Below are 25,098 nucleotides of genomic sequence, written 5' to 3'. Positions count from 1 at the left end.
CGTGAAACGCTTTCGCAGCCGTGCGCCGCTTCACTGAAGCAGCGCGTCAAGCCGGACACCCGCGACTGACGTCGTCGGGCGCGGCACTCACCGGACCGGGTGTTCAGCGGTCGTGAGCGAGGCCGCGCGGCCGTGTTTCGGGCGTGCTCGAAGCGGAGCTGCCTGAGCAGTGCGAGGACCTCGTGGGTGTCCAGGAGATCGCAACTGCTCGGCGCAGAGGGATCGGGGACATGCCCGTGACCCGGTCGAGCGCGATGCCTTCTGGAAGTCGGAGTCCGACCTCGAGGCGGTAGCGGAGATCGCTGTCGCCCACCACGTCGGTGTCCACTATACGGTGCCTGAGTGGTAGGCGCTGGTGACGGCTTCCCAGAGTACGACGCGTTCTCCCCACCAGGAGCACCCGGTCGAGGGCCAGGTCGCAGTGCTTCAGGAGGACCGATCGGGAGCGCCGAGTGAACTCGGTCAGCTCGATGCCGATCAACTCCATCGTGTGCACTCGGGCCTCGGCCGTCCCTGTGCTCAACGAGTCCGCTCCCGAGATGTCACGGCATCTCGGCACCCCAGCCGGGTTCAATCGAGGGCCGCATACCGCGCCGCCACGGCGGTGTCATGAGGTGACACCGCGGCACGGCGCTGATGGTGGAACGTGACCTCAGAGGTCGAACAGCGAGTTGGCCTGGTTGATGTCGGCCTGCTTCTGGGGTGTTCTCCGGGCCGCTGGTCGACTCGGTGGCCGGCTTCTCCTCGGCCTCAGGCTCCTCCGCGGCCGGTGCCTCGACGGGTACCTCCTCGACAGGCGTCTCGGCCTCCGGTGCCTCCTCCGGTTCCGGGGCAGCAGCAGCTGCTTCGGGCTCGGGGGCCGCGATGTCGAAGAGCGAACCGCCGGCGTTGAGGTCGGGGATCGGCGCGGCCGGCGCTGCCGCCTTGGGTGCCTCGGCCTTCGGCGCAGCCCGGGCGCTTCGGCCTCCGGGGCCTCGGGGGCCGGCTCCGTCGCGGTCTCCTCGGCGGGTGTTGCCGGTGCGGCTGCTTCGGGCTCGGGGGCCGCGATGTCGAAGAGCGAGCCACCGGCGTTGAGGTCGGGGACCTCGGCTGCCGGTGCGGCCTTGGGCGCTTCGGCCTTCGGGGCCTCGGGGGCCGGCTCGGCCGGAGCCTCGGCCGCCGGTGCGGCGGCTTCGGGTTCGGGGGCAGTCAGGTCGAAGAGCGAGCCGCCGGCGTTGAGATCGGTGGTCGGCTTGGTCTCGGCCTTGGGGGCCTCGGCCTCGGGCGCTTCGGCCTTCGGGGTCTCCGGCTCGGTGGGCGCGACGTCGAAGAGCGACCCACCGCCACCGAGGTCGGCGGCGGGCCTCGGCAGCCGGCGCCGGGGTGTCGAAGAGTGAACCGCTGCCCTCGTCGAAGAGGGAGCCACCGGACTTCTGCTCGGCAACCGGTGCCTCGTCGAACAGGGAGCCTCCCGACTTGGCCTCGGGTGTCGAAGCCGCGGGGGCGTCGTCGAACAGGGAGCCTCCGGACTTGGCCTCGGGCGCCGGAGCGGCGGGGGCGTCGTCGAAGAGCGAGCCGCCGCCGCTGGCCTTGGCGTTGGGCCCGACATCGGCAGGCTTGGAGACCGTGTCGTCGGTCAGCGTGACGTCTCCGGCCTCGGGCTCAGCCTTGGTCGCGACCGAGCCCGACTTCGCGGCCGGAGCGACGGCGCCGGGCTTGAACTTGGTGGCGACCTCGCCCTTGACCGAAGCCAGCAGCATCTGCGCGACGTCGAGTACTTCGACCTCTTCGCGGGCGTTGCCGTCAGCCTGCTCGGCGGTGAGGCCGTCTGCCAGCATCACCCGGCAGAAGGGGCAGCCGACGGCGATCTGGTCGGCGCCGGTGCCCACGGCCTCCTTGGTGCGGTTGACGTTGATCCGCTCGCCGAGGGTCTCCTCCATCCACATGCGGGCACCACCGGCGCCGCAGCAGAAGGAGCGCTCCGAGTTGCGCTCCATCTCGTGGAACTCGGCACCCGGGAGCACCTGCAGCAGCTCACGCGGCGGCGAGTAGACGCCGTTGTGGCGGCCGATGTAGCAGGGGTCGTGGTAGGTGATCGAACGCTTGTGGGCGCCCTCGCCCTCCTTGACCGGGGTCAGCTTGCCCTCGCGCACCAAGCGGTTGAGCAGCTGGGTGTGGTGCACGACCTCGAGCTCGATGCCGAAGTCCTTGTACTCGTTCTTCAGGGTGTTGAAGCAGTGCGCACAGGTCGAGACGACCTTCTTGACCTTGTACTCCTTGAAGGTCTCGACGTTTTGCTGGGCGAGGCCCTGGAAGACGAACTCGTTGCCGGCACGGCGAGCCGGGTCGCCGGTGCAGGTCTCGCCGTTACCGAGCACGCCGAAGGTCACGCCAGCCATGTCGAGCAGCTCGGCCACGGCACGGGTGGTCTTCTTGGCGCGGTCCTCGTAGGCGCCGGCGCAGCCGACCCAGAAGAGCCAGTCGACGGACTCGAGGGACTCGATGTCGTCACCGACGACCTGGACGTCGAAGGGCAGGTCCTTCGCCCAGTCCATGCGGGCATTGGCCGACATGTTCCACGGGTTGCCCTTGTTCTCCAGGCCCTTGAAGAGGCCGTTGAGCTCGGCGGGGAAGTTGGACTCCACCAGCACCTGGTAGCGGCGCATGTCGACGATGTGGTCGACATGCTCGATGTCGACCGGGCACTGCTGGACGCAGGCACCGCACGACGTACAGCTCCAGAGCACGTCTTCGTCGATGACGTAGTCGGCCCCTTCGGGGTTGTAGAACCAGTCGTGCACCTCGGTGCCGGCGCCCTGCGCCTCGTCACCCGCTCCCGAACCGATCAGGGAGGTGCGCGCCGTGGCGGACTCCTCGCCGGCAGCCGAGGCGAAGGCGTGCTCGCGCAGGCCCATCATCAGCAGCTTCGGGGAGAGCGGCTTCTCGGTGTTCCAGGCGGGGCACTGCGACTGGCAACGACCGCACTCGGTGCAGGTCGTGAAGTCGAGGATGCCCTTCCAGGAGAAGTCCTCGAGTGAGCCGACGCCGAGCGTCGAGTCCTCGTCGAGGTCGTCGATGTCATCGAGCGTGATGGGCTTGCCGTCGGAGGTGAGCGGCTTCAAGGCGCCCAGCGCGCTGGTCAGCGGGGTCGCGTCGAGCGACGTACGCGCGCTGCCTTCACGCTTGAACCAGATGTTGAACCAGGCAGTGAAGCGGTGCCACGCCACACCCATGGTGAGGTTGGTGCTGATCACGATCAGCCAGACCATCGCAGAGACAATCTTGACCATCGCGATGAAGAAGATGATGTTCTCCAGCGTGCCGATCGAGTCGGAGCCCGTGGGGTAGAGGTTGCCGAAGAACTGCGAGACCGGGAAGTGCAGGCCGGTGGCGTGGTCGGCGTGCTCGCCGCCGTGTGCCTTGGCCAGGTTGAACTCCGCACCGCGGATGAAGAGGATCGCGGAGCTCTCGAGGAGCACCATCGCCTCGACGAAGTAGGCCTGCCACATGGTCGAGCCGAAGAACCGGCTGTTGCGGCCGGTCGCGGAGGGCCGGTTGCGCACGCGGTAGATGATCAGCGGGATGATCGCCAAGGTGCCGAGCAGCCCGAGGAATTCGGCAATCCACTCGTAGACGAACCACTGGCCGAAGACGGGGATCGTCCACAGCGGGTCGAAGAGCTGGAAGAACGCGGCGGCGACCGCGGTGGAGAGCACGATGAACGCGGCGAAGGCGAACCAGTGCAGGATGCCCACCCACGTCCACTGCAGCATCCGGGTGTGGAGCACCGTTTCCTTGAGCATCGTCAAGGTGCGTGCGACGGGCTGGTCCGTGCGCCCGGGGGCCGCCTGGCCGACCCGGATCGTCGCGAGCATCTGCCGTACGGCACGGACGGTCAGGGCGACCGCGACGACGGTGAAGGCAAGCGACACCACGATGGCAATCATCTGCATGGGGTGGATCTCCTCATGGGCCTGGTGGAGACATAAGTCGTCCGAGCCTATTCCGCGCGGCTGCGGGCCGTCAGGTAAGGCAAGGGTGACCTTGATCTTACCGACGAGTAACTTCGCCGTCGAACCAGAGGTTCTACGGGGAGATCAGGCGCGTCGTACGGTCTTGACCTTGCCCGCCTTGGAGAACGTGACCTTGGCCTTCACCTTCTTGCTCCCCTTCCAGGCGCAGAGCACGTAGTCGCGGCCGAGTCGCTGGTAGGGCTGGCCCACCGTCGCCATGACCTGGCGGGTGCTCATGCCCTTCTTCACCTGTCGCTTGACCTTCTTCATGCTCTTGCGCAGATCGGGGTTGCGGCAGGAGTCGGCGTCGAGGCCGTAGGCGCGCTCCCAGGTCTGCAGGTAGGCCTCCGCGCCGCGGCCGAGGTCGGCGCTGATCGCGGTGGAGCCGGAGACCTTCGCCAGGTCCTGGATCCAGTCCGGGTAGAGGCCGTAGTGGGAGACGCCGTCGACATTGATGTCGTAGACGCGCTGGCCGCTGCGCTGCCGCTTCACGGTGACGCCGCCCAGGCCCTTGAACGGGTAGGTGACCTTGTTCGTCGTGCCGGCGCCACGCGGGTCGCCCTGCTGGGCGAGGCCGTTGATGTCGGCGCCGTAGCCGAAACCGAAGTAGAAGCGCTCGTCGGCCCAGCCGAGGTGACGCTTCCACTTCTCGACGAAGCCGGTGGAGTCGCCGGCCATGGGGGCCACGAAACCGCCGAGGGCATAGATCCGCGGGTAGGAGTCGGGTGTCGACCACGAGTGGCTCGAGACCACGCCCGAGTAGTCCTCGGCCTCCAGGATGTCGAGAGTGGACTTGCGAGCCTTCACGCTCATGTGGTCGGGGTCGATGAGCATGTTCTTGCCCATCAGCAACTCCAGCACGTATTCGCCCAGGTCGGTGAGGCCGCGAGCGTTGCAGTGCATCGGCCGGCCGTAGAGAGGGATTGCCGGCAGCGACAACCCGAGACTGATCTTGGCGACTGCGCCGAAGAGTGCGTCCTGCTGCTCGCCGAGGATGTCGGGAAGGCCGAGCTGGGTCTTGTCGGCCGACTCGCCGTCGGCCGGTTCACAGTGCTGCATCGCCCAGAAGCTGCCGGTCTCGAGGAAGTTGGCCAGGTTGACCGGCACGCCGATGGCGCCCTCATCGCCGGCCACGCCGGCCAGGGCATTGTCGAACTTGTTGACCAGCTCCATCTGGCGTACGCCGAGCTCGTGCAGCTCGTCGAGTTGTCGGGTGATGTCGTTGCGGTTGCACTGGGGGATGTCGAGGGTCATCGTGCAGCCGAACGGGATCGAGACCTCGACGCCCATGACGACCGCGAGCTTGCCCTCGTTGACCACCTTGCGGGCCTGGAACGGGTCGGTGACGATGCGGTACCAGCCCTTGCCCGGGCCGCCGTACTGGGCGTCGACGTAGCGCTCCAGTTCACGCATCCGCTGTGCCTGGAGGCGGGCCGAGTCCATGTCGTTGCACGAGTTGCGCTTCGATGGATAGATCTTGCAGAGCTGGCCGTTCTCCACGAGCAGGTTCACGAACACGCGTTGGCCGCCGCGCCACGCGCGCTCGAGCCACTTGTAGTAGGTCCCCTCATGGGTCAAGGAGTTGGGAGCCGGCCAGTCCTTGAAGGTCGGCCAGCCGGTCGGGTCGTGGCTCGCCTCGCCGGACAGGATCGACTCGAGCAGCGCCCCCTTGCCGTCCGTCAGCTTGTGGTCGGCGCAGTCCTCCAAGGCGTAGGCGACGCCGTACTTGTGCCACGGGCGCCCGCAGTGGATGTTGCCGCCGAGGAACTCGAACGCCATGCCGTGGACGTGCGGGTCGACGTACCCCCGGACCTCCTGGAACGAGGTGACGCCGGCATGGGGCTTGCCGGAGACGTTGACCTGCGCCTCGGGGTAGGCCGCGCAGCCCCAGGTGAGCTTGAGCGTGAACTTCGTCGGCGAGCTGCCGGTGGTGAAGCCGGAGCCTGCCGCGCGCAGCCACGAGCCGTCGGCCAGGCGGAAGGTGAACCTCTGGCCCGACTTCCGGGTGACCCATTCCGCCTGCGGTGACGGCTTGGCCGCCCAGTTGGCGGCGCCCTTCGTGCCGGTGAGGAACGTGCTCTGCTGGGAGAAGAGGAGGTTGACACCCAGGTCGGTCGGCTGGAAGTGCACCGGCTTGCCGTTGAGGGTGTAGCACCCGCCCGCAACGGCATAGCGGTTCTGTGGCCGCATCCTCCGGTCGGGCTGCAGGTCGACGCGCTTCAGCTTCGGGTCGGCCAGCTTGCGCTGCGACTTCACGTAGTCGGTCGCCTTGCGGGCCCGGGTTGCGGACGTCGGGTCCTCGGTGCCGGGCTCGAGGCCCGCACGGGTGATCGTGTTCTTGGTGGCCGGGTCGTCGTGGCGATGGTCGTGGCCGTCGTCGGCGAGGGCCACGGCGATCGCATCCTGGCTCGTCGCCTCGTAGGTCGAGCGCACGGACTCGATGCGTTCGAAGGAGAAGCCGGGGAGGGCGAGGGCGCCACCGACGAGGGTGAGCGCAACCGCTCCGGAGAGGACGAGGCGTGCCGAGGTCTTGCTTCCCATGGTGGGTCCAACGAGGGGATGAGAGGTAGGTCACGGCATTTCTGGGACGGTTGACCCGATGTGCCCCGAGTCGGGTCGACAGCGGGAGTGGCGCGCGTGTCTCCTGGCGGCGTGGGCATACTGGGATCCTGCAAACACAGGAGGCTCCATGGAACTCGAGACCGTGCTGAACGAGCGTTGGAGCTGTCGCGGCTTCCTGCCGGATGCGGTTCCCGAGGAGACGTTGCGCAAGGTCTTCACGCTGGCCCAGCGCACCCCGTCGTGGTGCAACGTGCAGCCGTGGCACACCCATCTGGTGAGTGGCGGCGCCGCTGAGCAGTTGGCGAAGGTGCTCACCGAGGCCGCCGTCGCCGGTGGGCTCAACACCGACTTCCCGATCCCGGCCGGCTACCACGGGGTCTACGACGACCGCCGTCGTGCCGCGGGCTACGCGCTCTACGCGAGCCTCGGCATCGAGCGCTCCGACAAGCTGGCGCGCAACCTGCAGATGCTCAAGAACTGGTCGTTCTTCGGCGCCCCGCACGTCGCCGTGATCACGACCGACCGCGACCTCGGCGTCTACGGCGCCATCGACTGCGGCGGCTACGTCGCCAACCTCGTCAACGCTGCACACGACGCCGGGCTCGCGACGGTGCCCCAGGCTGCCCTCGCCTTCTATGCCGAGGAACTACGGGAGTTCCTCGGTCTGCCCGATGACCGCCAGGTGGTCTGTGGCGTCTCACTGGGGTACGCCGACCCCGAGCACCCGGCGAACGCGTTCCGAACCGAGCGGGCCGAGGTGGGCGACGCCGTCACCTTCGTCTCCGATGTCTCTTCTCTGGAGGGGAAGCCTGATGACCAAGGGAGTGCCCACAGGGCGCGCGATCTCGCCGGACTCCGGTCGCCACTGGGCCGACGAAGGTGCCTGGAAGGTGGCGGACGGGATCCATCGGATCCCCCTGCCGTTGCCCATGGACGCGCTGAAGGCGGTCAACGTCTATGCCATCGAGGCAGCCGACGGCCTGACGCTGGTCGACGGCGGCTGGGCGATCCCGCTCGCACGCGACATCCTCGACCGGTCGTTGCGATCGATCGGGTCCGGCTTCGGTGACATCAAGCGGTTCCTGGTGACCCACGTGCACCGCGACCACTACACGATGGCGGCCGCCCTCGGTGGCGAGTTCGGTGCGGAGGTGGCCCTGGGTGCGGAGGAGCGTCCGGCCCTGGAGTTGTTGCTCAATGCCGCGTCCATCACCGAGAGTCCCTTCTCCGCGGTGCTGCGCACCGCTGGCGCGCTCGAGATCGCGGCCGAGTGGAACGCCGGCGACAAGGAACTGCCCGACCCGTTGCACTGGGCACTCCCCGACGTGTGGATCGAGCGCGACCGGACCTTCGAGGTCGGCAGCCGCACGATCGACGCCGTGCACACCCCGGGCACACGCCCGGTCACTACGTCTTCGCTGACAAGGCCGAAGGGGTGCTGTTCTCCGGCGACCACGTGCTGCCGACGATCACGCCATCGATCGGCTTCACCGTGCCGCCGAGCGACGAGCCTCTGGGGCAGTTCATGGCCTCCTTGGCGAAGGTGCGCACGCTTCCGGACCTGCGGGTCCTGCCGGCGCACGGGCCGGTGGCTCCGTCGGCCTACGCCCGGGTCGACGAGCTGCTCGAGCACCACGAGGAGCGGCTCGTGCAGTGTCTCAAGTCGTTGGTCTCGCGCGGGTCCGCCACCTCGCTGGAGGTGGCCACCGACCTCGGCTGGACCCGCCACGAGCGTTCGCTCTCCGAGCTCGATGTCTTCAGCCAGGGCATGGCCGCGATGGAGACCAAGGCGCACCTCGAGGTGCTGGTCGCGCGCGGCCAGGCGACGGCGGACGACCAACCGGACGGCGTCGTCTTCGCGGCCGTGTCGCTCTGAGCGCGGCGACGTCGCAAGAGGTGCGACGTCGTGGGGTGGGGTCAGTCGTCGTGGAGTGAACGGAAGCCGGCGTCGGCTTCCCTGATCTCGTCCTCGAGCTCGGCAACGGCCTCGGGCTTGCCGTGGAAGCGTCGGTACGAGTAGACGATCAGCACCATGGCGACGATGCCGCTGACGATCTGCGTGATGCCGGTGACCTCTCCGCCCGGGAGCCACCACCTCTCGTCGAACGGCCACCAGCTCGGCATGTCGGGGCGCACGATCCAGAGGACGCCGCAGGCCATCAGGCCCACTGCGAGGGTCGAGGACATGAGGATCCGGGGCCACGTCTCGACGCTCTCGGCGGCCCCCTTGAGAGCGCGGTACTTGATCGGTGCGAGGCGGCGCTCGGCCCAGTCGTACTGCTCCGACAGGATCGCCATGCCGCCGAAGATCATCAACAGGCCGGGGCCGGGAAGCACCAGTGCGGCGATGCCGGCGAGGACCAGCAGCCAGCCGATCGTCTCCAGCGCGATTCGTTTCGTGGCCCCAAGCATGGCTTCACTCTTCCAGACCACGACAAGGCGCGAACTCCGATCCTGCCCAGCGGGCGACCACTGGCAGGGCAGGATCGGGGCATGCCTCGTCATGAATTCTCCCAGGTGGACGTGTTCGCCCCCGCACCGCTGGCCGGCAACCCGGTGGCCGTGGTGCACGACGCGGTCGGCCTCACGGATGACCAGATGGCCGCTTTCGCCCACTGGACCAATCTCTCCGAGACGACCTTCCTGCTGCCGCCCGAGGACCCGGCCGCCGACTACCGGTTGCGGATCTTCACTCCCGGCGGTGAACTGCCCTTCGCCGGCCATCCCACCCTCGGCAGTGCGCATGCCTGGCTCTACCGCGGGGGTGAGGCGGGCGACACCCTCGTGCAGGAGTGCGGCATCGGGAACGTGGTGATCCGTCGCGACGGCGACCGGCTCGCCTTCCGGGCACCCGGCTTCCTGCGTGAGGGGCCGGTCGAGGAACGCGATCGGAAACGCGCTGCTGCGGCGCTCGGGCTGACCGACGAGGCCATCGTCGACGCGGCCTGGGTCGACAACGGTCCGGGCTGGTTGGGCTTGCGGCTGCGCAGTGCGGACGACGTGCTGGGCATCAACCCCGACTCGGCGCTGATGGGCGACCTCAAGCTCGGTGTCATCGGACCCCACGCCCCCGGCGGTCCGGCCGATTTCGAGGTGCGCGCCTTCGCCGCCTCCATCGGCGTCACCGAGGACCCGGTCACCGGATCCCTCAACGCGGGTTTCGCCCGCTGGCTGATCCGCTCGGGCGTGGTCCCGGCGGCGTACGTCGTGCGCCAGGGGACCGCGCTCGGCCGTGACGGGCGGGTGCACATCGCCACCGACGACGACGGTGAGCACTGGGTGGGCGGCGAGGCGCGCACCGTCATCAGCGGAACGCTCACGCTCTGACACGCCTCGCCGGGGAGTTGCGTCTACCTCGACGATAATGTTTACTAATCCACTATATAAAGGAAACCTATTACGTTCGATCTTGAAGGGGTGGACCGGTGCGCAAGCTTCTCGTCCTCGGATTCGTGGGACTGCTGGCCCAACTCATCGACGGCTCGCTCGGCATGGCCTATGGCGTCACCTCGTCGACGTTGCTGCTGACGGTGGGCATCGCCCCGGCCGCCGCCTCTGCTGCAGTGCACTTCTCCGAGATCGGCACCTCGCTGGTCTCCGGCATCTCGCACGCGAAGTTCGGCAACGTCGACTGGCGCACCGTCGGCATCCTGGCGGTCCCGGGCTTCGTCGGCGCCTTCGCCGGTGCGACCTTCCTGGTCAGCCTCGACGGTGACGTCGCCAAGCCCTGGGTGGCCAGCATCCTGTTGGCGCTGGGTGTCTACGTGATCTGGCGCTTCCTCGTGCTCGGCGGGCGCCGTCCGGAGTTCAAGGGACGCCCCGGGGTCGGGTTCCTCGCTCCGATGGGTCTCTTCGGCGGTGCGCTGGACTCCATCGGTGGCGGCGGCTGGGGCCCGGTCGGCACCACCACCCTGCTTTCCTCGGGTCGCCTCGAGCCCCGCAAGGTCATCGGCTCGATCGACACGTCGGAGTTCGTCGTGGCGGTCGGTGGATCGCTCGGCTTCATCCTCGCCCTGGGCTCGTCGGGCATCGACTGGGAGATCGTCGCGGCACTCCTCATCGGTGGTGTGATCGCCGCTCCGATCGCCGCCTACCTGGTGCGCATCCTGCCGGCTCGGATCCTCGGAGTCGCTGCCGGCGGCATGATCGTGGTCACCAACTCCCGCACCCTGATGCTCTCCATGGGTGTCGACGAGTCCACGGCTTGGTGGAGCGTTGGTGGGCTGGCGCTGATCTGGGTCGCCGGCCTGGTGTGGGCGGTCAAGCAGGAGCGGATCGCGCGGGCGAACGCCGCGCTCGAGGCCAAGGCCTCGGTCGAGGCCGAGCGCATGGCGGAGCCCGACCCGGTCTGAGCCGTCCGTCAGCGGGAGTGCCCACCCCGGCGCCGGTGGGCGCTGGCAGCATGTCGGTCATGTCTGAATCTCCCGTCACCTCCACCGGACGCCCCGACTTCCGCTCGGAGGCGAAGGATCTCCACGCCGACCTCGTCACCCTGCGGCGCGACCTGCACCGGAACCCGGAGGTGGGCCTCGACCTGCCGCGCACGCAGCAGGCCGTGCTGGAGGCGCTGGACGGTCTCGACCTGGAGATCAGCACGGGCAAGGCGCTCAGCTCGGTCGTTGCGGTGCTTCGCGGCGCCGCGCCAGGGCCCACGGTGCTGCTTCGCGGCGACATGGACGCGCTGCCGATCGTGGAGGAGGTGGACCTCGAGTACCGCTCCGTCAACGACGCGATGCACGCCTGCGGCCACGATCTGCACACTGCTGGTCTGGTCGGTGCAGCCCGATTGCTCGCCGCCCACCGCGACTCCGTCGCCGGATCGGTGGTGTTCATGTTCCAGCCCGGCGAGGAGGGCTACAACGGCGCCCACCACATGATCGAGGAGGGCGTGCTCGAAGCGTCGGGTGAATTGCCTGAGGCGGCCTACGCACTGCACGTCGGTCCGGGCGAGCGGGGTCTCTTCATGACGAAGCCGGGTCCGGTGCTGGCGAGTGCCAACAACTTCAAGGTGACGTTGACCGGTCGCGGTGGACACGCGAGCACACCGGCGTCGGCGCTCGACCCGGTGCCTGCGGTGGCTGAGCTCGTGCTCGCCCTGCAGGCGCTGGTGACCCGTCGGGTCGACGTCAACGATCCGGCCGTCTTGACGGTCACCCAGTTGGGTGGGAGTGAGGCCAACAACGTCATTCCCGACCGGGCTTGGCTCGGCGGCACCCTGCGAACCTTCTCCCGCCCCACGCTCGACCTGGTCGAGACCGAGTTGCGGCGCCTCGTGGCGGGCGTTGCGGCAGCCCACGGCCTGGGGGCCGAGGTCGAGTTCGTCCGCGAGTACCCGGTCACCGTCAACGATGCAGACGTGACGGAGCGGGTGGCGGACCTGATCCGCGCCGAGTTCGGGGAGGAGCGTCATCTGCGGGTGCCCGAAGCCCACATGGGGTCCGAGGACTTCTCCCATGTCCTCGAGCGGGTGCCCGGCTCCTACGTCTTCCTCGGCTGCCGTCCTGACGGCGTGCCGCCGGGCAGCACCTACCCACACTCGGCCAAGGTCGCCTTCGACGACGCGGTGCTGGCCGACCACGCGGCCCTGATGGCCTTCCTTGCCTGGGAGCATGTCGGCAAGGGCTGAACCCCACGGAGCAGTGCCCGGTGTGCGGTGGCTGGGCACCGGTCCCGTACGCACGTCGCTCATCCGGTTTGTTGCATGCAGGAGCCGAGCGTTGGACACGGCAGAACTTGTCACCCAGATGACAAGAAGCGGCGCGAGCTCCCAGAACGATGGACTGTTCCCGTCACTGCCCTGCGTTTCCTCCCGCAGGGGGTCTAGCGTCTCCGGGGTCGAGGTTGTCCACCACAACTGCACCAACGCAACCGACGTTTGGTGGCAGCAGAGACACATCGCCGTTGGCCTCCTCGGCAAGGCGAACTGTCGCTCCGGCGCTTTGTCCGGAGGGTCTGCGGTTCGTGACGCGCTTACTACGTGGGGGAGATCAAGTTCTGTGCAATCAACGCCAAGCACGAAGCAAGGCACACGACCTGCCACGAGCTGGTGCATACCGTCGCGCTGAATCACCACGGACCCAACAACATCTCACCGGTTCCCCCGATGCTCCCTCTCACAGCTGCATGCGTTCTGGGGTCTGGGACAGCGGGGCTGTCGAATACAAGTCGTACGGAGCCCACCACCGGGCACACATCAACGCCTGTCTTCCCTGGGAGACCATCGTGAAGCTGAGCACACCCCTCGCATCCATGATCGTTGTTCTCGTTGCGATCCTCGTGGGCTGCGGAGACTCTGCCGGAGGAGAGACGAACAGTCGTCCTGAGATCACACCCGACGCGAGCATCTTGGCGGCCGGTGGCGCCGTCGATGCGTTTCTCGCCGCCACCCCGGCGGAATGGCTCGAGAAGAGCGGTGGATCCGTCGCGCTGACCGGCACCGTGGTCGGGGTCGAGGACGGCTTCTCTGCCATCGACTTCAGCATGGAGAAGGGCTACTTCGACACCGCAGAACGCACTGCGGTCGTCAAGATCAAGGCGACCGAGGTGTTCGCAGGCAAGGAGACCCTCAGTGAGGATGAGTATGCCTATGTCTCCTTGAGTCGAGGTCTTGAGGTCGTCGACGAAGAAGGCAAGGTCGAGGACCCGTCGACCTCGATGGTCAGGCCCCTCCCCGCGTTTGCCGAAGCGCTGCCGGTAGGCACCCGAGTGGTTGTGATCTCCGGTCCCGAGAGGTTGAGGAGCACCGACAGCGTGAAGATCGTTGACGCCGGGAACGGGTTGCCCGATGACGCCGTCCTGCTCTCCGGACTGCACCCCCAGTCGTTCTCCCTCGTGATCAACGACGACTGGGTCACCGGTTGGGCTCTCTCCCATGAGCAGATCGTCGACTCACTCCGTTCCGCACGGTGACCAACGACTCGGACCGCAGGAAGACAGGCGGCAGGAGAACAACAGTCTGGTGACAAGGTCTGGCGCCCGACCCGCTCCGGGTCCACGCTGGCTCCATGACCGAGACGATCCGGGTCGGTGTCGGCCCGCTGTCCTTCGACGACGTGGTGACGGTCGCCCGTGCCGGCGCCCGCGTCGAACTCACCGACGAGGCATTGGCCGCGATCGATCGCGCCCGCGCGGTGGTCGAGCAACTGGCGGCAGGGGAGCAGCCGACGTACGGCGTCTCCACCGGCTTCGGTGCCTTGGCGACCCGGCACATCCCCGCGGAGCTGCGTGAGCAGTTGCAACGCAGCCTCGTCCGCAGCCATGCGGCGGGTGCCGGCGCCGAGGTCGAGCCCGAGGTGGTGCGAGCACTGATGCTGCTACGGCTCTCGACGTTGGCTACCGGACACACCGGCATCCGTCGCGAGACGGCCGAGCTGATCGCCGCGCTGCTCAATCACGGCATCACCCCGGTCGTGCACGAGTTCGGCTCGCTGGGCTGCTCCGGTGACCTCGCCCCGCTGGCGCACTGCGCGTTGACGCTGCTCGGGGAAGGGCCGGTGCGGGACGCATCGGGCCAGCGGACGACAGCGGAGGAGGCGCTCGAGGCGGCCGGGCTCAAACCGGTCAACCTCCAGGCGAAGGAGGGCCTCGCGCTCATCAACGGCACCGACGGCATGCTCGGGATGCTGGTGCTGGCGATCACGGACCTGAGCGCACTGCTGCGTGCGGCCGATGTCGCGGCCGCCATGTCGGTCGAAGGGCTGCTCGGCACCGATCGGGTCTTCGCCTCCGAGTTGCAGGCGATCCGGCCGCATCCGGGGCAAGCAGCGTCGGCGGCCAACCTGCGTCGGCTCCTCGCCGACTCGGGCGTCGTCGCCTCGCACCGCGGCCCCGACTGCAACCGGGTGCAGGATGCCTACTCATTGCGGTGCTCGCCGCAGGTGCACGGGGCGGTGCGTGACACCGTCGACCATGCCGCGACAGTGGCCGCGCGGGAGCTGGCAAGCGCCATCGACAACCCCGTGGTGCTGGTCTCCGCCGCGGGCGACGGACGGGTGGAGTCCAACGGCAACTTCCACGGCGCGCCGGTGGGCTACGTGCTCGACTTCCTGGCGATCGCGGTGGCCGACCTCGCGTCGATCTCGGAGCGGCGCACCGACCGCTTCCTCGACAAGGCGCGCAACCACGGGCTGCCACCGTTCCTGGCCGATGATCCCGGTGTCGACTCCGGCATGATGATCGCGCAATACACGCAGGCGTCGATCGTCTCCGAGCTCAAGCGGTTGGCGGTCCCTGCCTCAGTCGACTCGATCCCTTCCAGCGCCATGCAGGAGGACCACGTGTCGATGGGCTGGAACGCGGCCCGCAAGCTCCGCCGCGCCGTCGACGGGTTGGCCCGGGTGTTGGCGATCGAGACCGTCACGGCCGCCCGCGGACTCCAGCTCCGGGCGCCCCTCGAACCGGCTCCGGCCTCCCGCGCCGTCATCGACCTGTTCGGTCGCCATCACGTCGCCATGCCCGGACGCGACCGCTTCCTCACCCCCGAACTCGACGCCGCGCACCACCTGCTCGTGAGTGGTGACCTGCTCAGCGCCGTACACGACGCGATCGGAGAACTGTCGTGAACCACCGCCTGCCCGTGCACGCCGCAACCGGTACCACCCTGACCGCCCGCTCGTGGCAGACCGAGGCGCCGTTGCGGATGCTCATGAACAACCTCGACCCGGAGGTGGCCGAGCGTCCCGAAGAACTCGTCGTCTATGGCGGCACCGGCAAGGCGGCGCGCAGTTGGGACGCGTACGACGCCCTCGTGCGTACGCTGAGAGACCTGCGGGGCGACGAGACGATGTTGGTGCAGTCGGGCAAGCCGGTTGGTGTCTTCCGGACGCATGAGTGGGCGCCGCGGGTGCTCATCGCCAACTCCAACCTGGTGGGGGACTGGGCCAACTGGGAGGAGTTCCGGCGGCTCGAGGAGCTGGGGCTGACGATGTATGGCCAGATGACCGCCGGGTCGTGGATCTACATCGGCACGCAGGGGATCCTGCAGGGGACCTTTGAGACGTTCGCTGCGGTGGCGGACAAGCTCCACCGTAGGTCGAGCCTGCGCCGTCCTGAGCCTGTCGACGGGTCGGGACCAAGCCTCGCCGGCACGATCACCCTTACCGCAGGGCTGGGTGGGATGGGTGGCGCGCAACCGTTGGTGGTGACGATGAACGACGGCGTCGTCATCTGCGTCGAGGTCGATCAGTCGCGGATCACACGGCGCATCGAGCACCGCTACCTCGACGTACAAGCCGATTCGCTCGAGCACGCGCTGGAGCTGGCGACCGCAGCGCGTGACGAGCGGCGACCGCTGTCGATCGGGTTGCTGGGCAACGCTGCCGAGGTGTTCCCGCGGCTGCGGTCGATGGGGGCGCCGATCGACATCGTGACCGACCAGACCTCCGCCCACGACCCCCTCTCCTACCTGCCGGCGGGTGTGCCGTTCGAGGAGTGGCACCAGCGGGCTGCTGCCGACCCCACGGGCTTCACCGAACAGGCGCGGGCGTCGATGGCAGCGCACGTGCGGGCGATGGTGGAGTTCCAGGATGCGGGGGCCGAGGTCTTCGACTACGGCAACTCGATCCGCGACGAGGCGCGCAAGGGCGGTTACGCCCGGGCCTTCCACTTCCCGGGATTCGTGCCGGCCTACATCCGGCCGCTCTTCTGCGAGGGCAAGGGGCCGTTCCGCTGGGCCGCGCTGTCGGGAGATCCGGCCGACATCGCCGCGACCGATCGGGCGATCCTCGAGCTCTTCCCGGAGAACGAGCGGCTGCGGAAGTGGATCACCATGGCGCAGGAGCGGGTGCACTTCCAAGGGCTGCCGGCGCGGATCTGCTGGCTCGGCCACGGCGAGCGGCACCTGGCCGGACTGCGCTTCAACGAGATGGTTGCCTCAGGAGAGCTGAAGGCGCCGATCGTGATCGGGCGGGACCACCTCGACTGCGGCTCGGTCGCCTCGCCCTACCGGGAGACCGAGGCGATGCGCGACGGCTCCGACGCGATTGCCGACTGGGCATTGCTCAATGCGTTGGTGAACACCGCATCGGGTGCCACCTGGGTGTCGATCCACCACGGTGGCGGTGTGGGCATGGGCCGCTCGATCCATGCGGGTCAGGTGTGTGTCGCCGACGGCACGGCGCTGGCCGCCGAGAAGATCGAGCGGGTCCTCACCAACGACCCGGGCATGGGGATCATTCGGCACGTCGATGCCGGCTACGAGCGCGCGGCCGAGGTGGCTGGCGAGCGTGGGGTGCGTGTGCCGATGGGTGAGTGAACCTGGCAGCCCGAACGGTCAGGCTGCATCGGGGCGGACCCGGCGACCCAGCCCGATCGCGATCCGGACTGCGAGCACGACCAGAGCGACGATGATGCCGATGACCAAGGTGTCGCCAAGACTGTCGGTGATCGCGTCCCAGATCGCGGCACCGGCGTCGTTCATGTTGTCGTGCACGACGCTCGTGGCCACCGACAGGGCGGCGCGAGTCATGACCAGGGTGAGAGCGATGCCGGCGGCGAGGTGGCCGACGGTCGCCAGCCGGCCCGGAGCGATGACCAGCGTGAAGACGATGAGCACGACGGCCCCGATCGGCAACCAGTAGCCGGCGGCCTGCGTGGCCCGCCAACCGGTGCGGGCCTCCTCGAGCTCCTCCGGTGCCGCCAACTGCGCGGTGAGGTCGGCACCGGACAGGTCGACCCGCAACCCGCGGTTCGCGAGCTGCTGGGTGAGTTGGGACGCCAGTGGTGAGAGGTCGATCTCGATCGTTTCGCCTGCTGGAAGGGTGTCGCCGGAGAGCAGCTTCACCGCCTCCCTGTGCACGACCCGGTTGGCCTCGCGCCACACCGTGGGGAACTCGGGACTGGCGATCGCGGCCGCCGCGGCTGCGCGCACCTGTTGCTGAACCTGCGGCCGGTTGTTGCCAGGAGCTCCGATCGCGCGGAGCGCGGCGTCGCTCAGCTCGGAGGCCATCGTGGTCGTCACGGCGGCATCGGTCGCGAGAGGTTCCACGGTGTCCACGTAGGTGTCGGTGTCGTCGAGCATGGTGGCGGCCCACGAGGAGACGACGCCGAGAGGCACGAGGACCGAGCAGATGATGACGAAGAGCCAAGCCAGGGGGCGGGTGATCACGACCCAACCGTACGGCCTGCTGGTTGCCCGGCGGTGCCACCGAATGGCCCGATTCGCGATGTTTGGCCCGGGTTTCTGGTGGGTATCCGCCGAGTCATCGCCCCGGCCACGGTGGCATCTCGGGGGTCACCGGGGCCGGGGTGGAGTTCTGTCTGGAGTGCGCAGACAACGCCCGCTGTCACAACGGAGGCGGAGGAGACGACGCGGGCAAGATCGCCGGCCCAGCTCTCCTGGGCGGACTCACAACCCGGACCCCTGCCTGGCGAAGCACATCGCGAAGATCCACCGTCTCGCCGACGGGCGCAGGTTTGGCGGGAGCCCCAGCAGCTCCGAACATCGCCAGGGAACGGTCCCGTTGCCCGAGGGAGAAGCGGGGCGGATAGACGATGCTGTCGAAACCAGCCGCGTCAAAGCTCGCGGCCCATGCCTGGGTGACGCCGTAGCTGCCCGTCCCGGCCCACAGTGACCTGTTGATCCAGGCGCCGGCGGGCTTGACTGGCAAGTTTGCGGACCGAACAGTCGTGATCGCGACATCGGAGACCACCACGGGTCCATCTGCGGCGCGGAGCACGGTCTCCAGCACGGACTCACCTCCAAGGGCCTTCCGGATCTGTGTGCCGAGGCGTTCTCTTGCTGCGACCTCTCGAGAGCTCGCCAGATAGGAGGTGCCCCGCGGCGCGGGGAGGTCGAACCTGCCCGCCATGGCCGGCGGAACGCCGGCGGTCGAGAAATACCAACAGCCGCGGTCTGCACCGCCCCGATCGACGTGTGCCCGGTGCCAGGTGCCGTGGACTCTCCTGCTGGGGAACTTGGCGAGGGCAGCGCGATCCGGCGGAAGGTCGTGGTGCGTGTCTCCGCGGCCCGCCGCGGGGGTCTCCTCAAGCGACCAGCGCTGCCATGTCATGCGCCGCGAGCCCCGCGACGGCGACCGGCGACACACCGTTGCGCAACGCTGCGCGAGGTGAGGCACCCCCGAGATCCGGGTGCGCTGTCGTGAGCCACACGCCGGCGATCCAGCCATCGACACCGCGCAAGGACTTGAGGACGGGCCCGAGCGCCGGGCGCACGCGACCGTCTCCGGAGAACTGCCAAGCGGGATACAGCCAGGTGCCATCGCCGCTACGCATGGCAAGCACGGAGTTCGTCTGACGACGGCCTGCCAACGCCTGCTTGCTGACGCCACCGAGCTGGTTCATTGCACCAGCGGAGTCGTAGAACGGCGCGAGATCCGCAAAGTGCGGATCGAGGTCTTCGGGAACGTCCGGGAGGGCGCGCGACAACAGACGGGCCAAGTCCTCAGCTGGCGGCAGCGTCCCTCCGGACGCGGCGATCCGCTCGACGCGACCGAGCAGGACGACCTTCAGATCAGCCACGACCTCATCGGTGTATTCGGAAGTGTTCGCCTTCACAGTCTCCGCCGAGGGTGCCGTGACGGGAAGCAGTGCCTCGCCTGGGCTGTGCGGCGGCACGTGGATTGCAACGATGCATTCGCTCACTGCTCCCGACCCCCTTCTGTCGTTGTGGTGCTGTGCACCATCAACGTGGTGTTGAGGCATCAACCACCAGGTCAGGCCGGTCAAGGCTCTTGGAGGTGAAGAGTACGCCGGTGGTCAAGGCAGTCAAGGATTTGCCGGTTGTCCGGGCGGCACTCCCACCGTGGAGAATGGGCCGCATGGAACTCAGTGAGGTCGTCCGCCGCCGCCGGATGGTCCGTCGTTACGACAGCCGCCCGGTCAACCCGGCGCTCATCGACCGGATGCTCGAGCACGCGGTGCGCGCGCCGAGCGCAGGCTTCAGCCAGGGCTGGGCGTTCCTGCGGCTCGACACCCCGGACGACGTGGCGCGCTTCTGGGCAGCCACCTCGCCCGACCCCGAGGCGAGCAACCCGTGGCTCGACGGTATGCGCACCGCACCGGTGGTGCTGGTGCCGCTGTCGGTCAAGGATGCCTATCTCGACCGCTATGCCGAGCCCGACAAGGGTTGGACCGATCGCGACGAGGCTCGTTGGCCGGTGCCCTATTGGCACACCGACACCGCGATGGCGTCGATGCTGGCGCTCCTGACGGCCGTCGACGAGGGCTTGGGAGCCTGTTTCTTCGGCATCCCGCCCGAGCGGATCCCCGCCTTCCGATCGGCCTTCGACGTGCCCGACACCCACCAACCGATCGGCGCGATCACCGTCGGTCACCGGCTTCCCGACACCGGTGCGCCGGGCTCGGCCGAGCGGCGCAGACGCAAGCCGTGGGAGACGGTCGTGCACCGGGGGCGCTTCCGCGGTTGACCCGCGGCGGCCACTTCGCTGGACTGGCCCCATGACCTTCGAGGAGATGTGGCGTGAGTTGGCTCCGATCGGCCGCGCTGCGTCGGGCGGCTACTTCCGACAACCCTTCACAGCCGCCGAACGCGAGTGCCATGCCTGGTTCCTTGCCGCTTGTGCAGCCCGCGACCTCACGGTGCACACCGACGGCAGCGGCAACGTCGTGGCCTGGTGGCGGCCGGAGGGCGTGGGCGGCCCGGGAGTGCTCACCGGATCCCACCTCGACTCCGTGCGCGACGGTGGCGCGTACGACGGCCCGCTGGGTGTGGTCTCCGCGCTGGCGGCGATCGACCTGTTGCGCGAGCGCGGTGTCACGCCCTCGCGCCCGATCGGCGTGGCGGTCTTCGTCGAGGAGGAGGGATCGCGCTTCGGGTCAGCCTGCCTGGGCAGCCGGCTTGCGACCGGCGCCCTGACCCCGGACGCCGCGCGGGAGCTCCGTGACCCCTCAGGGGTCTGGCTCGCGGACGCGATGGCCGAGCACGGCCTGGGGCCGGCTGCGTCCGACCTGCTGGCCGACGTGGGTGTCTTCGTCGAACTCCACGTCGAGCAGGGCCGCGCCCTGGTCGACCGCGATGCCGCCATCGGAGTGGCCAGCGGGATCTGGCCGCACGGACGGTGGCGCTTTGACTTCGCCGGGGCCGCCGATCATGCCGGCACCACCCGCATGGAGGACCGCCGGGACCCGATGCTCACCGCCTCGATGACCATCCTGGCCGCCAACAAGCAGGCCCGACTGCAGGGAGCCCGGGCCACCATGGGGCGGCTGGAGATCGTTCCCAATCAGACCAACGCCGTACCGTCGGGGGTCTCGGCGTGGCTCGACGCACGGGCCGTCGATGCGCCGTCGCTGGATGCATTGGTCGCCTCGATCGACGCCCAGGCCGCCAGCCGGGCGGAGCGCGACGGCACCAGGTGCACGGTGACGCCGGAGTCGGTGTCGCCGGCCGTCCACTTCGACGCCGACCTCACGGCCCGCTTGGCGGCCGACCACCATGAAGGTGACTGGCCACTGCTGCCCACGCAGGCCGGGCACGACGCGGGGGCGCTTGCACTGGCCGGCATCCCCACGGCGATGCTCTTCGTGCGCAACCCCACGGGCATCTCGCACTCGCCGGCCGAACATGCCGAGATGGCCGACTGTCTGGCGGGTGTGGCAGCACTCGCCGACTCGCTCGAGCGGCTGGCGGGCTGATGACACGGCTGCGGTTGGCGCGGGCCTTCGTCGACGGAGTCGTCCATGCCGACGTCGTCGTGGAGATCGCCGGCGGCCGTTTCACGCGCGTCGACGTGGGCGGAGCGGGTGAGGCAGAGCCGGTCGACGGGCTGGCCCTGCCCGGCTTCGCCAACTGCCACAGCCATGTCTTCCACCGGGCGCTGCGTGGCCGCGCCCAGAGCGGTGCCGGGACCTTCTGGTCGTGGCGCGACCAGATGTATGCCCTCGCCCACCGCCTCGACCCCGACTCGCTCCACGCACTGGCCCGGGCGACATACACCGAGATGCTGGCCGCAGGATGGACGGGCGTGGGGAGTTCCACTACCTGCACCACGACCGCGACGGACGACGCCATGCGGAGCCCAATGTGATGGCGGAGGCGTTGATCGCCGCGGCCGCCGAGGTCGGCATCAGGATCACGGTGCTCGACACCTGTTATCTGGCCGCGGGGATCGGGGAGCCCACTGCCGGGGTGCAGCGTCGCTTCGACGACGGTGACGCGCAGGCCTGGGCGGAGCGGGTCGCCACGCTGCCCGAACCGGGTGACCGGGCCCGCATCGGAGCTGCGATCCACTCGGTGCGGGCGGTGCCCCGCGATCAGTTGCCGACGGTGGTGGCTGCGGCGTCGGGCCGTCCACTGCACGTGCACCTCAGCGAGCAGGTGGCGGAGAACGAACAGTGCCTGGCTGCGCACGGCCACTCCCCGACGGCGCTACTGGAGGAAGCGGGGGCGCTCGGGCCGGACACGACGGCGGTGCACGCGACCCACTTGAGCGACCACGACATCGAGCTGCTGGGGAGCAGCGGCACCCACGTCTGCTTCTGCCCGACGACCGAACGCGACCTCGGAGACGGGGTCGGCCCGAGCCGCGCGCTGTGGGCCGCCGGCGCCCCGCTGACGGTCGGCAGCGACAGCCACGCGGTGATCGACCCCTTCGAGGAGATCCGCGCGGTCGAGATGGACGAGCGATTGGTCTCCGGGCGGCGAGGTCGGTGGACGGCCACCGAACTGATGGAGGCCGGCGCCCGCATCGGTCATGCGAGTCTCGGGTTCGACGACGCTGGCAGCATCGCCGTCGGTCAACGTGCCGACATCGTGGTGGTCGACCCAGCGTCACCGCGCACCGCCGGCACCGGGGGCGGTCTCGGCACCGCCGTCTTCGCGGCCACGTCTGCCGATGTCCGGGAGATCTGGGCCGACGGGGTGCGCCATGAGGCCCAGACCCTGCGGGAGGAAGCTGGTCGGGCCCTCGACGAGGTGATCGCGAAGCTCTGGGAGACGAGCGAAGGAGGCCAGCCGTGACCAGTGTGCTGCTGACCAACATCGGTGAGCTCACCACCTGGCAATCCGAGCAACCGCAGCTCCACGACGCTGCCCTGGTGCTCGAGGGCGACCGGGTGGCGTGGAGCGGCCCCGCCCGCTCCGCACCCGCCGCGGATTCGGCGTACGACGTCGGCGGCCGGGCCGTGCTCCCCGGCTTCGTCGACAGCCACAGCCACCTCGTCTTCGCCGGAGACCGGACGGAGGAGTTCACGGCCCGGATGAGCGGGGAACCCTATGCGGCCGGCGGGATCCGGACCACGGTGGCGGCCACGCGGGCGGCCAGCGACGAGACGTTGACCGCCAACGTGGCACGGCTCGTGGGGGAGATGCGACGGCAGGGCACGACGACCGTGGAGATCAAGAGCGGCTATGGGCTGACCGTCGCCGACGAGACCCGGTCGCTGGCGGTGGCCGGTCAGTTCACCGACGAGACCACCTTCCTCGGTGCCCACGTGGTGCCTGAAGGGAGCTCGGCGCAGGAGTACGTCGCGATGGTCACCGGACCGATGCTGGCGGCGGCAGCTCCGCACGCCCGGTGGATCGATGCCTTCTGCGAGACCGGGGCCTTCGACGCCGACCAGGCGAGGACGGTGCTCGCGGCGGGCGCTGCCGCCGGGCTGCTCGGGCGGTTGCACGCGAACCAGCTGAGCGAGGGCCCGGGGGTGCGACTGGCCTGCGAGCTGGGGCTGACGGCGGTGGACCACTGCACCCACTTGAGTGGGGCCGACGTCACGGCCCTGGCCGAGTCCGGCACGATCGCCACGTTGCTCCCGGGCGTGGACTTCTCCACCCGCCAGCCCTGGCCCGATGCGCGGCGGCTCCTCGATGCCGGCGTGCAGGTCGCGTTGGCCTCCGACTGCAATCCGGGCTCGTGCTACACGTCCTCGATCCCGTTCTGCATCGCCCTGGCGGTCCGGGAGCTTCGGATGACCCCGGTGGAGGCGGTCCGGTCCGCCACCGAGATCGGTGCCCGGGCGCTGCGGCGCGACGACGTGGGTCACCTCCGGGTCGGGGCACGGGCCGACCTGGTGGTGCTCGAGGCGCCGTCAACCGTCCACCTGGCCTATCGACCCGGCGTACCCCTGGTGCGACAGGTGTTCCTCGGAGGTGTGCCTCTCTGAGTCCGGGTGGTGAGTCCGGCCGATGCTGCGCTCAGGGCTGCACCGGCTCGGCGACGTCGACCATCCACGGCACGCCGAAACGATCGGTGCACATACCGAACGCGGGCGACCAGAACGCCGCCGCCATCGCCATGGTGACCTCGCCGCCGTCGGCCAGCGCATCGAAGGTGCGGTGCGCGGTCGCCACGTCAGGTGCTGAGTAGGTGACGCAGAACCCCGTCTTCCGGCCGCCGTCGCCGGACGGGTCGTCGGAGCCCATGAGCAGCCCGTCGCCGGCCTGGAGCGAGGCGTGCATGACGACGTCGTCGGGTGTGTCCGGCATCCTGTCGTCGGGCGGGGCATCGCCGTTGCGCATGATCGTGACCTCGCCGCCGAACACCTCTCCGTAGCGTGCGAATGCCTCGGCGCAACTGCCGCCGCTGAAGAACACGTATGCGTGGAAGGCCATCTCGTCACATCCCTGGAGAGCGCCCGGTCGGCGCCTGGTTGTCGGACGACGTACGCCTCCCAGTATGCGCGCGCGAGCGGCCGACCGGAAGCCGGACGAGGCGTCTGCCAGTGGCGATCTGAGGTGGTCATGCGCCCGGACTAAGGCAGTTGTCCGATGTCTGTCCCTACCTCAGTGCTCCAGAGTCGTGGCATCGGATCGCACCCCAGGAGGTCACCATGGACACCAGGAACCCCTACTTCACCCACGCAGAGGTCACCTACCGTCAGCAGCGGGCCAAGCAGGGGTTCCGGTCGCGCCGCCGGCGCAGCCGGAACCCGGAGACCCCGCCGATCGGCAAGCCGCTGCGCGGCGAGGACCTCCTCTGAGCGGGAGTGCCACGGAAACTCACGAGCACCTGTCGGACCCAACCGGCATCATGGGGGACGTGGCGAACGTAGGCATCAGACAGACCCTGGTCGGGCGTGACCGCGAGTTGCACGAGCTGTGTGCGCTTCTCGGGATCACCTCGCCGGGGTCTGTTGCGTCTGCGGACGCCCACGTGGTGCTGCTCTCGGGCGATGCGGGGGTCGGGAAGACCCGCCTGCTGACCGAGCTGCGCGACCGTGCCTTCGCCGAAGGCTGGCAGGTCGTCGCGGGGCACTGTCTCGACTTCGGTGACAGCGCCCTCCCGTTCCTGCCCGTCTCCGAGGTGATGGGCCGATTGGCCACCGACCACACCGGGGTGGTCGAGCGGGTGGCCGAGGCCCACCGGGGCTGGCCCGGCTGCAGCCGGGGCGGCGGATGATGGCCGACTCCCGCGACGAGCGGGCGGCGGTCGACCGCGCCGAGCTCTTCGAGGCCTTCCACGCGCTCCTGGGCGAGGTGGCCGCGGTGCAGCCGCTGCTGATGGTCATCGAGGATGCGCACTGGGCCGACCCCTCCACCCGCGACCTCGTCAGCTTCCTCTGCTCGCGCCCGCACCAGCGGCCGGTGGCCGTGGTCGTCAGCTATCGCGGAGAAGACCTCCACCGTCGC

At 69.1% G+C, this 25,098-nt stretch carries 24 protein-coding genes and 1 pseudogene; 17 read left to right on the top strand and 8 right to left on the bottom strand.

Features of this window, described 5'->3' with window-relative positions; genetic code table 11:
- Window positions 1-103: 103 nt before the first annotated feature.
- The 3 genes from L1066_RS22070 to L1066_RS22060 all read right to left on the bottom strand — a co-directional run bounded on the left by L1066_RS22070 (window position 104) and on the right by L1066_RS22060 (window position 6,533).
- The gene (locus L1066_RS22070; protein WP_235738542.1) at window positions 104-523 is read right to left on the bottom strand and encodes a hypothetical protein; all 420 of its coding nucleotides are present in this window, start codon (window positions 521-523) and stop codon (window positions 104-106) included.
- A 19-nt stretch (window positions 524-542) separates the two neighbouring features.
- On the bottom strand, window positions 543-3,932 hold the full coding sequence (locus L1066_RS22065; protein ID WP_235738541.1) for a heterodisulfide reductase-related iron-sulfur binding cluster: 3,390 nt from the start codon (window positions 3,930-3,932) through the stop codon (window positions 543-545).
- 144 nt (window positions 3,933-4,076) lie between these two features.
- Window positions 4,077-6,533, bottom strand: coding sequence for an amidohydrolase family protein (locus L1066_RS22060; RefSeq protein ID WP_235738540.1), 2,457 nt, complete (start codon window positions 6,531-6,533; stop codon window positions 4,077-4,079).
- A gap of 148 nt (window positions 6,534-6,681) precedes the next feature.
- Here L1066_RS22060 and L1066_RS22055 point away from each other — a divergent pair, with 148 nt between their 5' ends.
- The 3 genes and pseudogenes from L1066_RS22055 to L1066_RS22045 all read left to right on the top strand — a co-directional run bounded on the left by L1066_RS22055 (window position 6,682) and on the right by L1066_RS22045 (window position 8,430).
- On the top strand, window positions 6,682-7,623 hold the full coding sequence (locus L1066_RS22055) for a nitroreductase (RefSeq protein ID WP_235738539.1): 942 nt from the start codon (window positions 6,682-6,684) through the stop codon (window positions 7,621-7,623).
- Window positions 7,517-7,903 (top strand): annotated as a pseudogene (locus L1066_RS22050) (MBL fold metallo-hydrolase); the annotation flags it as partial. The gene L1066_RS22055 and the pseudogene L1066_RS22050, both read left to right, overlap by 107 nt.
- Before the next feature lie 86 nt (window positions 7,904-7,989).
- Window positions 7,990-8,430: an MBL fold metallo-hydrolase gene (locus L1066_RS22045; RefSeq protein ID WP_376707720.1), complete on the top strand. Its 441-nt coding sequence runs from the start codon at window positions 7,990-7,992 to the stop codon at window positions 8,428-8,430.
- A 41-nt stretch (window positions 8,431-8,471) separates the two neighbouring features.
- Here the strand turns inward: L1066_RS22045 and L1066_RS22040 are convergent, their stop codons facing one another.
- Window positions 8,472-8,966, bottom strand: a complete 495-nt coding sequence (locus L1066_RS22040; RefSeq protein WP_235738537.1) for a PGPGW domain-containing protein — start codon at window positions 8,964-8,966, stop codon at window positions 8,472-8,474.
- An 81-nt stretch (window positions 8,967-9,047) separates the two neighbouring features.
- Between L1066_RS22040 and L1066_RS22035 the strand changes: the two genes are divergently transcribed.
- The 6 genes from L1066_RS22035 (at window position 9,048) to hutU (ending at window position 16,806) form a co-directional block, all read left to right on the top strand.
- Window positions 9,048-9,881 carry a PhzF family protein gene (locus L1066_RS22035; protein ID WP_235738536.1) on the top strand — a complete coding sequence of 278 codons (834 nt, stop codon included), beginning with the start codon at window positions 9,048-9,050 and terminating at the stop codon, window positions 9,879-9,881.
- A gap of 98 nt (window positions 9,882-9,979) precedes the next feature.
- A complete protein-coding gene (locus tag L1066_RS22030; RefSeq protein WP_235738535.1) occupies window positions 9,980-10,906 on the top strand; it encodes a sulfite exporter TauE/SafE family protein in 927 nt (308 codons plus the stop codon).
- A gap of 59 nt (window positions 10,907-10,965) precedes the next feature.
- A complete protein-coding gene (locus L1066_RS22025) occupies window positions 10,966-12,180 on the top strand; it encodes a M20 metallopeptidase family protein (RefSeq protein WP_235738534.1) in 1,215 nt (404 codons plus the stop codon).
- A gap of 497 nt (window positions 12,181-12,677) precedes the next feature.
- Window positions 12,678-13,463: a hypothetical protein gene (locus L1066_RS22020; RefSeq protein WP_235738533.1), complete on the top strand. Its 786-nt coding sequence runs from the start codon at window positions 12,678-12,680 to the stop codon at window positions 13,461-13,463.
- 95 nt (window positions 13,464-13,558) lie between these two features.
- Window positions 13,559-15,115, top strand: a complete 1,557-nt coding sequence (hutH, locus tag L1066_RS22015; protein ID WP_235738532.1) for a histidine ammonia-lyase — start codon at window positions 13,559-13,561, stop codon at window positions 15,113-15,115.
- The gene (gene hutU / locus L1066_RS22010) at window positions 15,112-16,806 is read left to right on the top strand and encodes a urocanate hydratase (protein WP_235738531.1); all 1,695 of its coding nucleotides are present in this window, start codon (window positions 15,112-15,114) and stop codon (window positions 16,804-16,806) included. The genes hutH and hutU overlap by 4 nt, the downstream gene beginning before the upstream one ends.
- An 18-nt stretch (window positions 16,807-16,824) precedes the next feature.
- Here hutU and L1066_RS22005 read toward each other — a convergent pair whose 3' ends face one another.
- From L1066_RS22005 to L1066_RS22000, 3 genes are all read right to left on the bottom strand, one after another.
- Entirely contained in the window at window positions 16,825-17,658 is an 834-nt protein-coding gene (locus tag L1066_RS22005) for a hypothetical protein (RefSeq protein ID WP_235738530.1), read from the bottom strand.
- 178 nt (window positions 17,659-17,836) lie between these two features.
- A complete protein-coding gene (locus L1066_RS28980; protein ID WP_512699733.1) occupies window positions 17,837-18,562 on the bottom strand; it encodes an RES family NAD+ phosphorylase in 726 nt (241 codons plus the stop codon).
- Entirely contained in the window at window positions 18,537-19,067 is a 531-nt protein-coding gene (locus L1066_RS22000) for a hypothetical protein (RefSeq protein WP_235738529.1), read from the bottom strand. Before L1066_RS22000 ends, L1066_RS28980 begins: the two co-directional genes overlap by 26 nt.
- A 263-nt stretch (window positions 19,068-19,330) precedes the next feature.
- Here L1066_RS22000 and L1066_RS21995 point away from each other — a divergent pair, with 263 nt between their 5' ends.
- From L1066_RS21995 to hutI, 5 genes are read left to right on the top strand one after another with little or no spacing between them, the layout of a single operon-like run.
- Window positions 19,331-19,939 (top strand): nitroreductase family protein, encoded by a 609-nt coding sequence (locus L1066_RS21995; protein WP_235738528.1) that lies wholly within the window; start codon window positions 19,331-19,333, stop codon window positions 19,937-19,939.
- Window positions 19,940-19,970: 31 nt separating this feature from the next.
- Window positions 19,971-21,167, top strand: coding sequence for an allantoate amidohydrolase (locus tag L1066_RS21990; RefSeq protein ID WP_235738527.1), 1,197 nt, complete (start codon window positions 19,971-19,973; stop codon window positions 21,165-21,167).
- Window positions 21,167-21,559, top strand: a complete 393-nt coding sequence (locus L1066_RS27165; protein WP_283095563.1) for an amidohydrolase family protein — start codon at window positions 21,167-21,169, stop codon at window positions 21,557-21,559. Before L1066_RS21990 ends, L1066_RS27165 begins: the two co-directional genes overlap by 1 nt.
- Window positions 21,487-22,491 carry a formimidoylglutamate deiminase gene (locus L1066_RS21985; RefSeq protein ID WP_283095562.1) on the top strand — a complete coding sequence of 335 codons (1,005 nt, stop codon included), beginning with the start codon at window positions 21,487-21,489 and terminating at the stop codon, window positions 22,489-22,491. Before L1066_RS27165 ends, L1066_RS21985 begins: the two co-directional genes overlap by 73 nt.
- A complete protein-coding gene (hutI, locus tag L1066_RS21980; RefSeq protein ID WP_235738526.1) occupies window positions 22,488-23,633 on the top strand; it encodes an imidazolonepropionase in 1,146 nt (381 codons plus the stop codon). Before L1066_RS21985 ends, hutI begins: the two co-directional genes overlap by 4 nt.
- 31 nt (window positions 23,634-23,664) lie before the next feature.
- Here the strand turns inward: hutI and L1066_RS21975 are convergent, their stop codons facing one another.
- The gene (locus tag L1066_RS21975) at window positions 23,665-24,081 is read right to left on the bottom strand and encodes a VOC family protein (protein ID WP_235738525.1); all 417 of its coding nucleotides are present in this window, start codon (window positions 24,079-24,081) and stop codon (window positions 23,665-23,667) included.
- Window positions 24,082-24,299: 218 nt separating this feature from the next.
- Here L1066_RS21975 and L1066_RS21970 point away from each other — a divergent pair, with 218 nt between their 5' ends.
- The 3 genes from L1066_RS21970 to L1066_RS27155 all read left to right on the top strand — a co-directional run.
- The gene (locus L1066_RS21970; RefSeq protein WP_235738524.1) at window positions 24,300-24,449 is read left to right on the top strand and encodes a hypothetical protein; all 150 of its coding nucleotides are present in this window, start codon (window positions 24,300-24,302) and stop codon (window positions 24,447-24,449) included.
- A gap of 59 nt (window positions 24,450-24,508) precedes the next feature.
- Window positions 24,509-24,868, top strand: coding sequence for an ATP-binding protein (locus L1066_RS27160; protein WP_312008528.1), 360 nt, complete (start codon window positions 24,509-24,511; stop codon window positions 24,866-24,868).
- On the top strand, window positions 24,868-25,098 hold a 231-nt coding region (locus L1066_RS27155; RefSeq protein WP_283095560.1), incomplete at its 3' end, for an AAA family ATPase. The genes L1066_RS27160 and L1066_RS27155, both read left to right, overlap by 1 nt.

The organism is Nocardioides alcanivorans (assembly GCF_021555175.1).
GTDB lineage: Bacteria > Actinomycetota > Actinomycetes > Propionibacteriales > Nocardioidaceae > Nocardioides > Nocardioides alcanivorans.
Note: the sequence above shows the minus strand (reverse complement) of the source record. Positions and strands in the feature narration are given on the sequence as shown.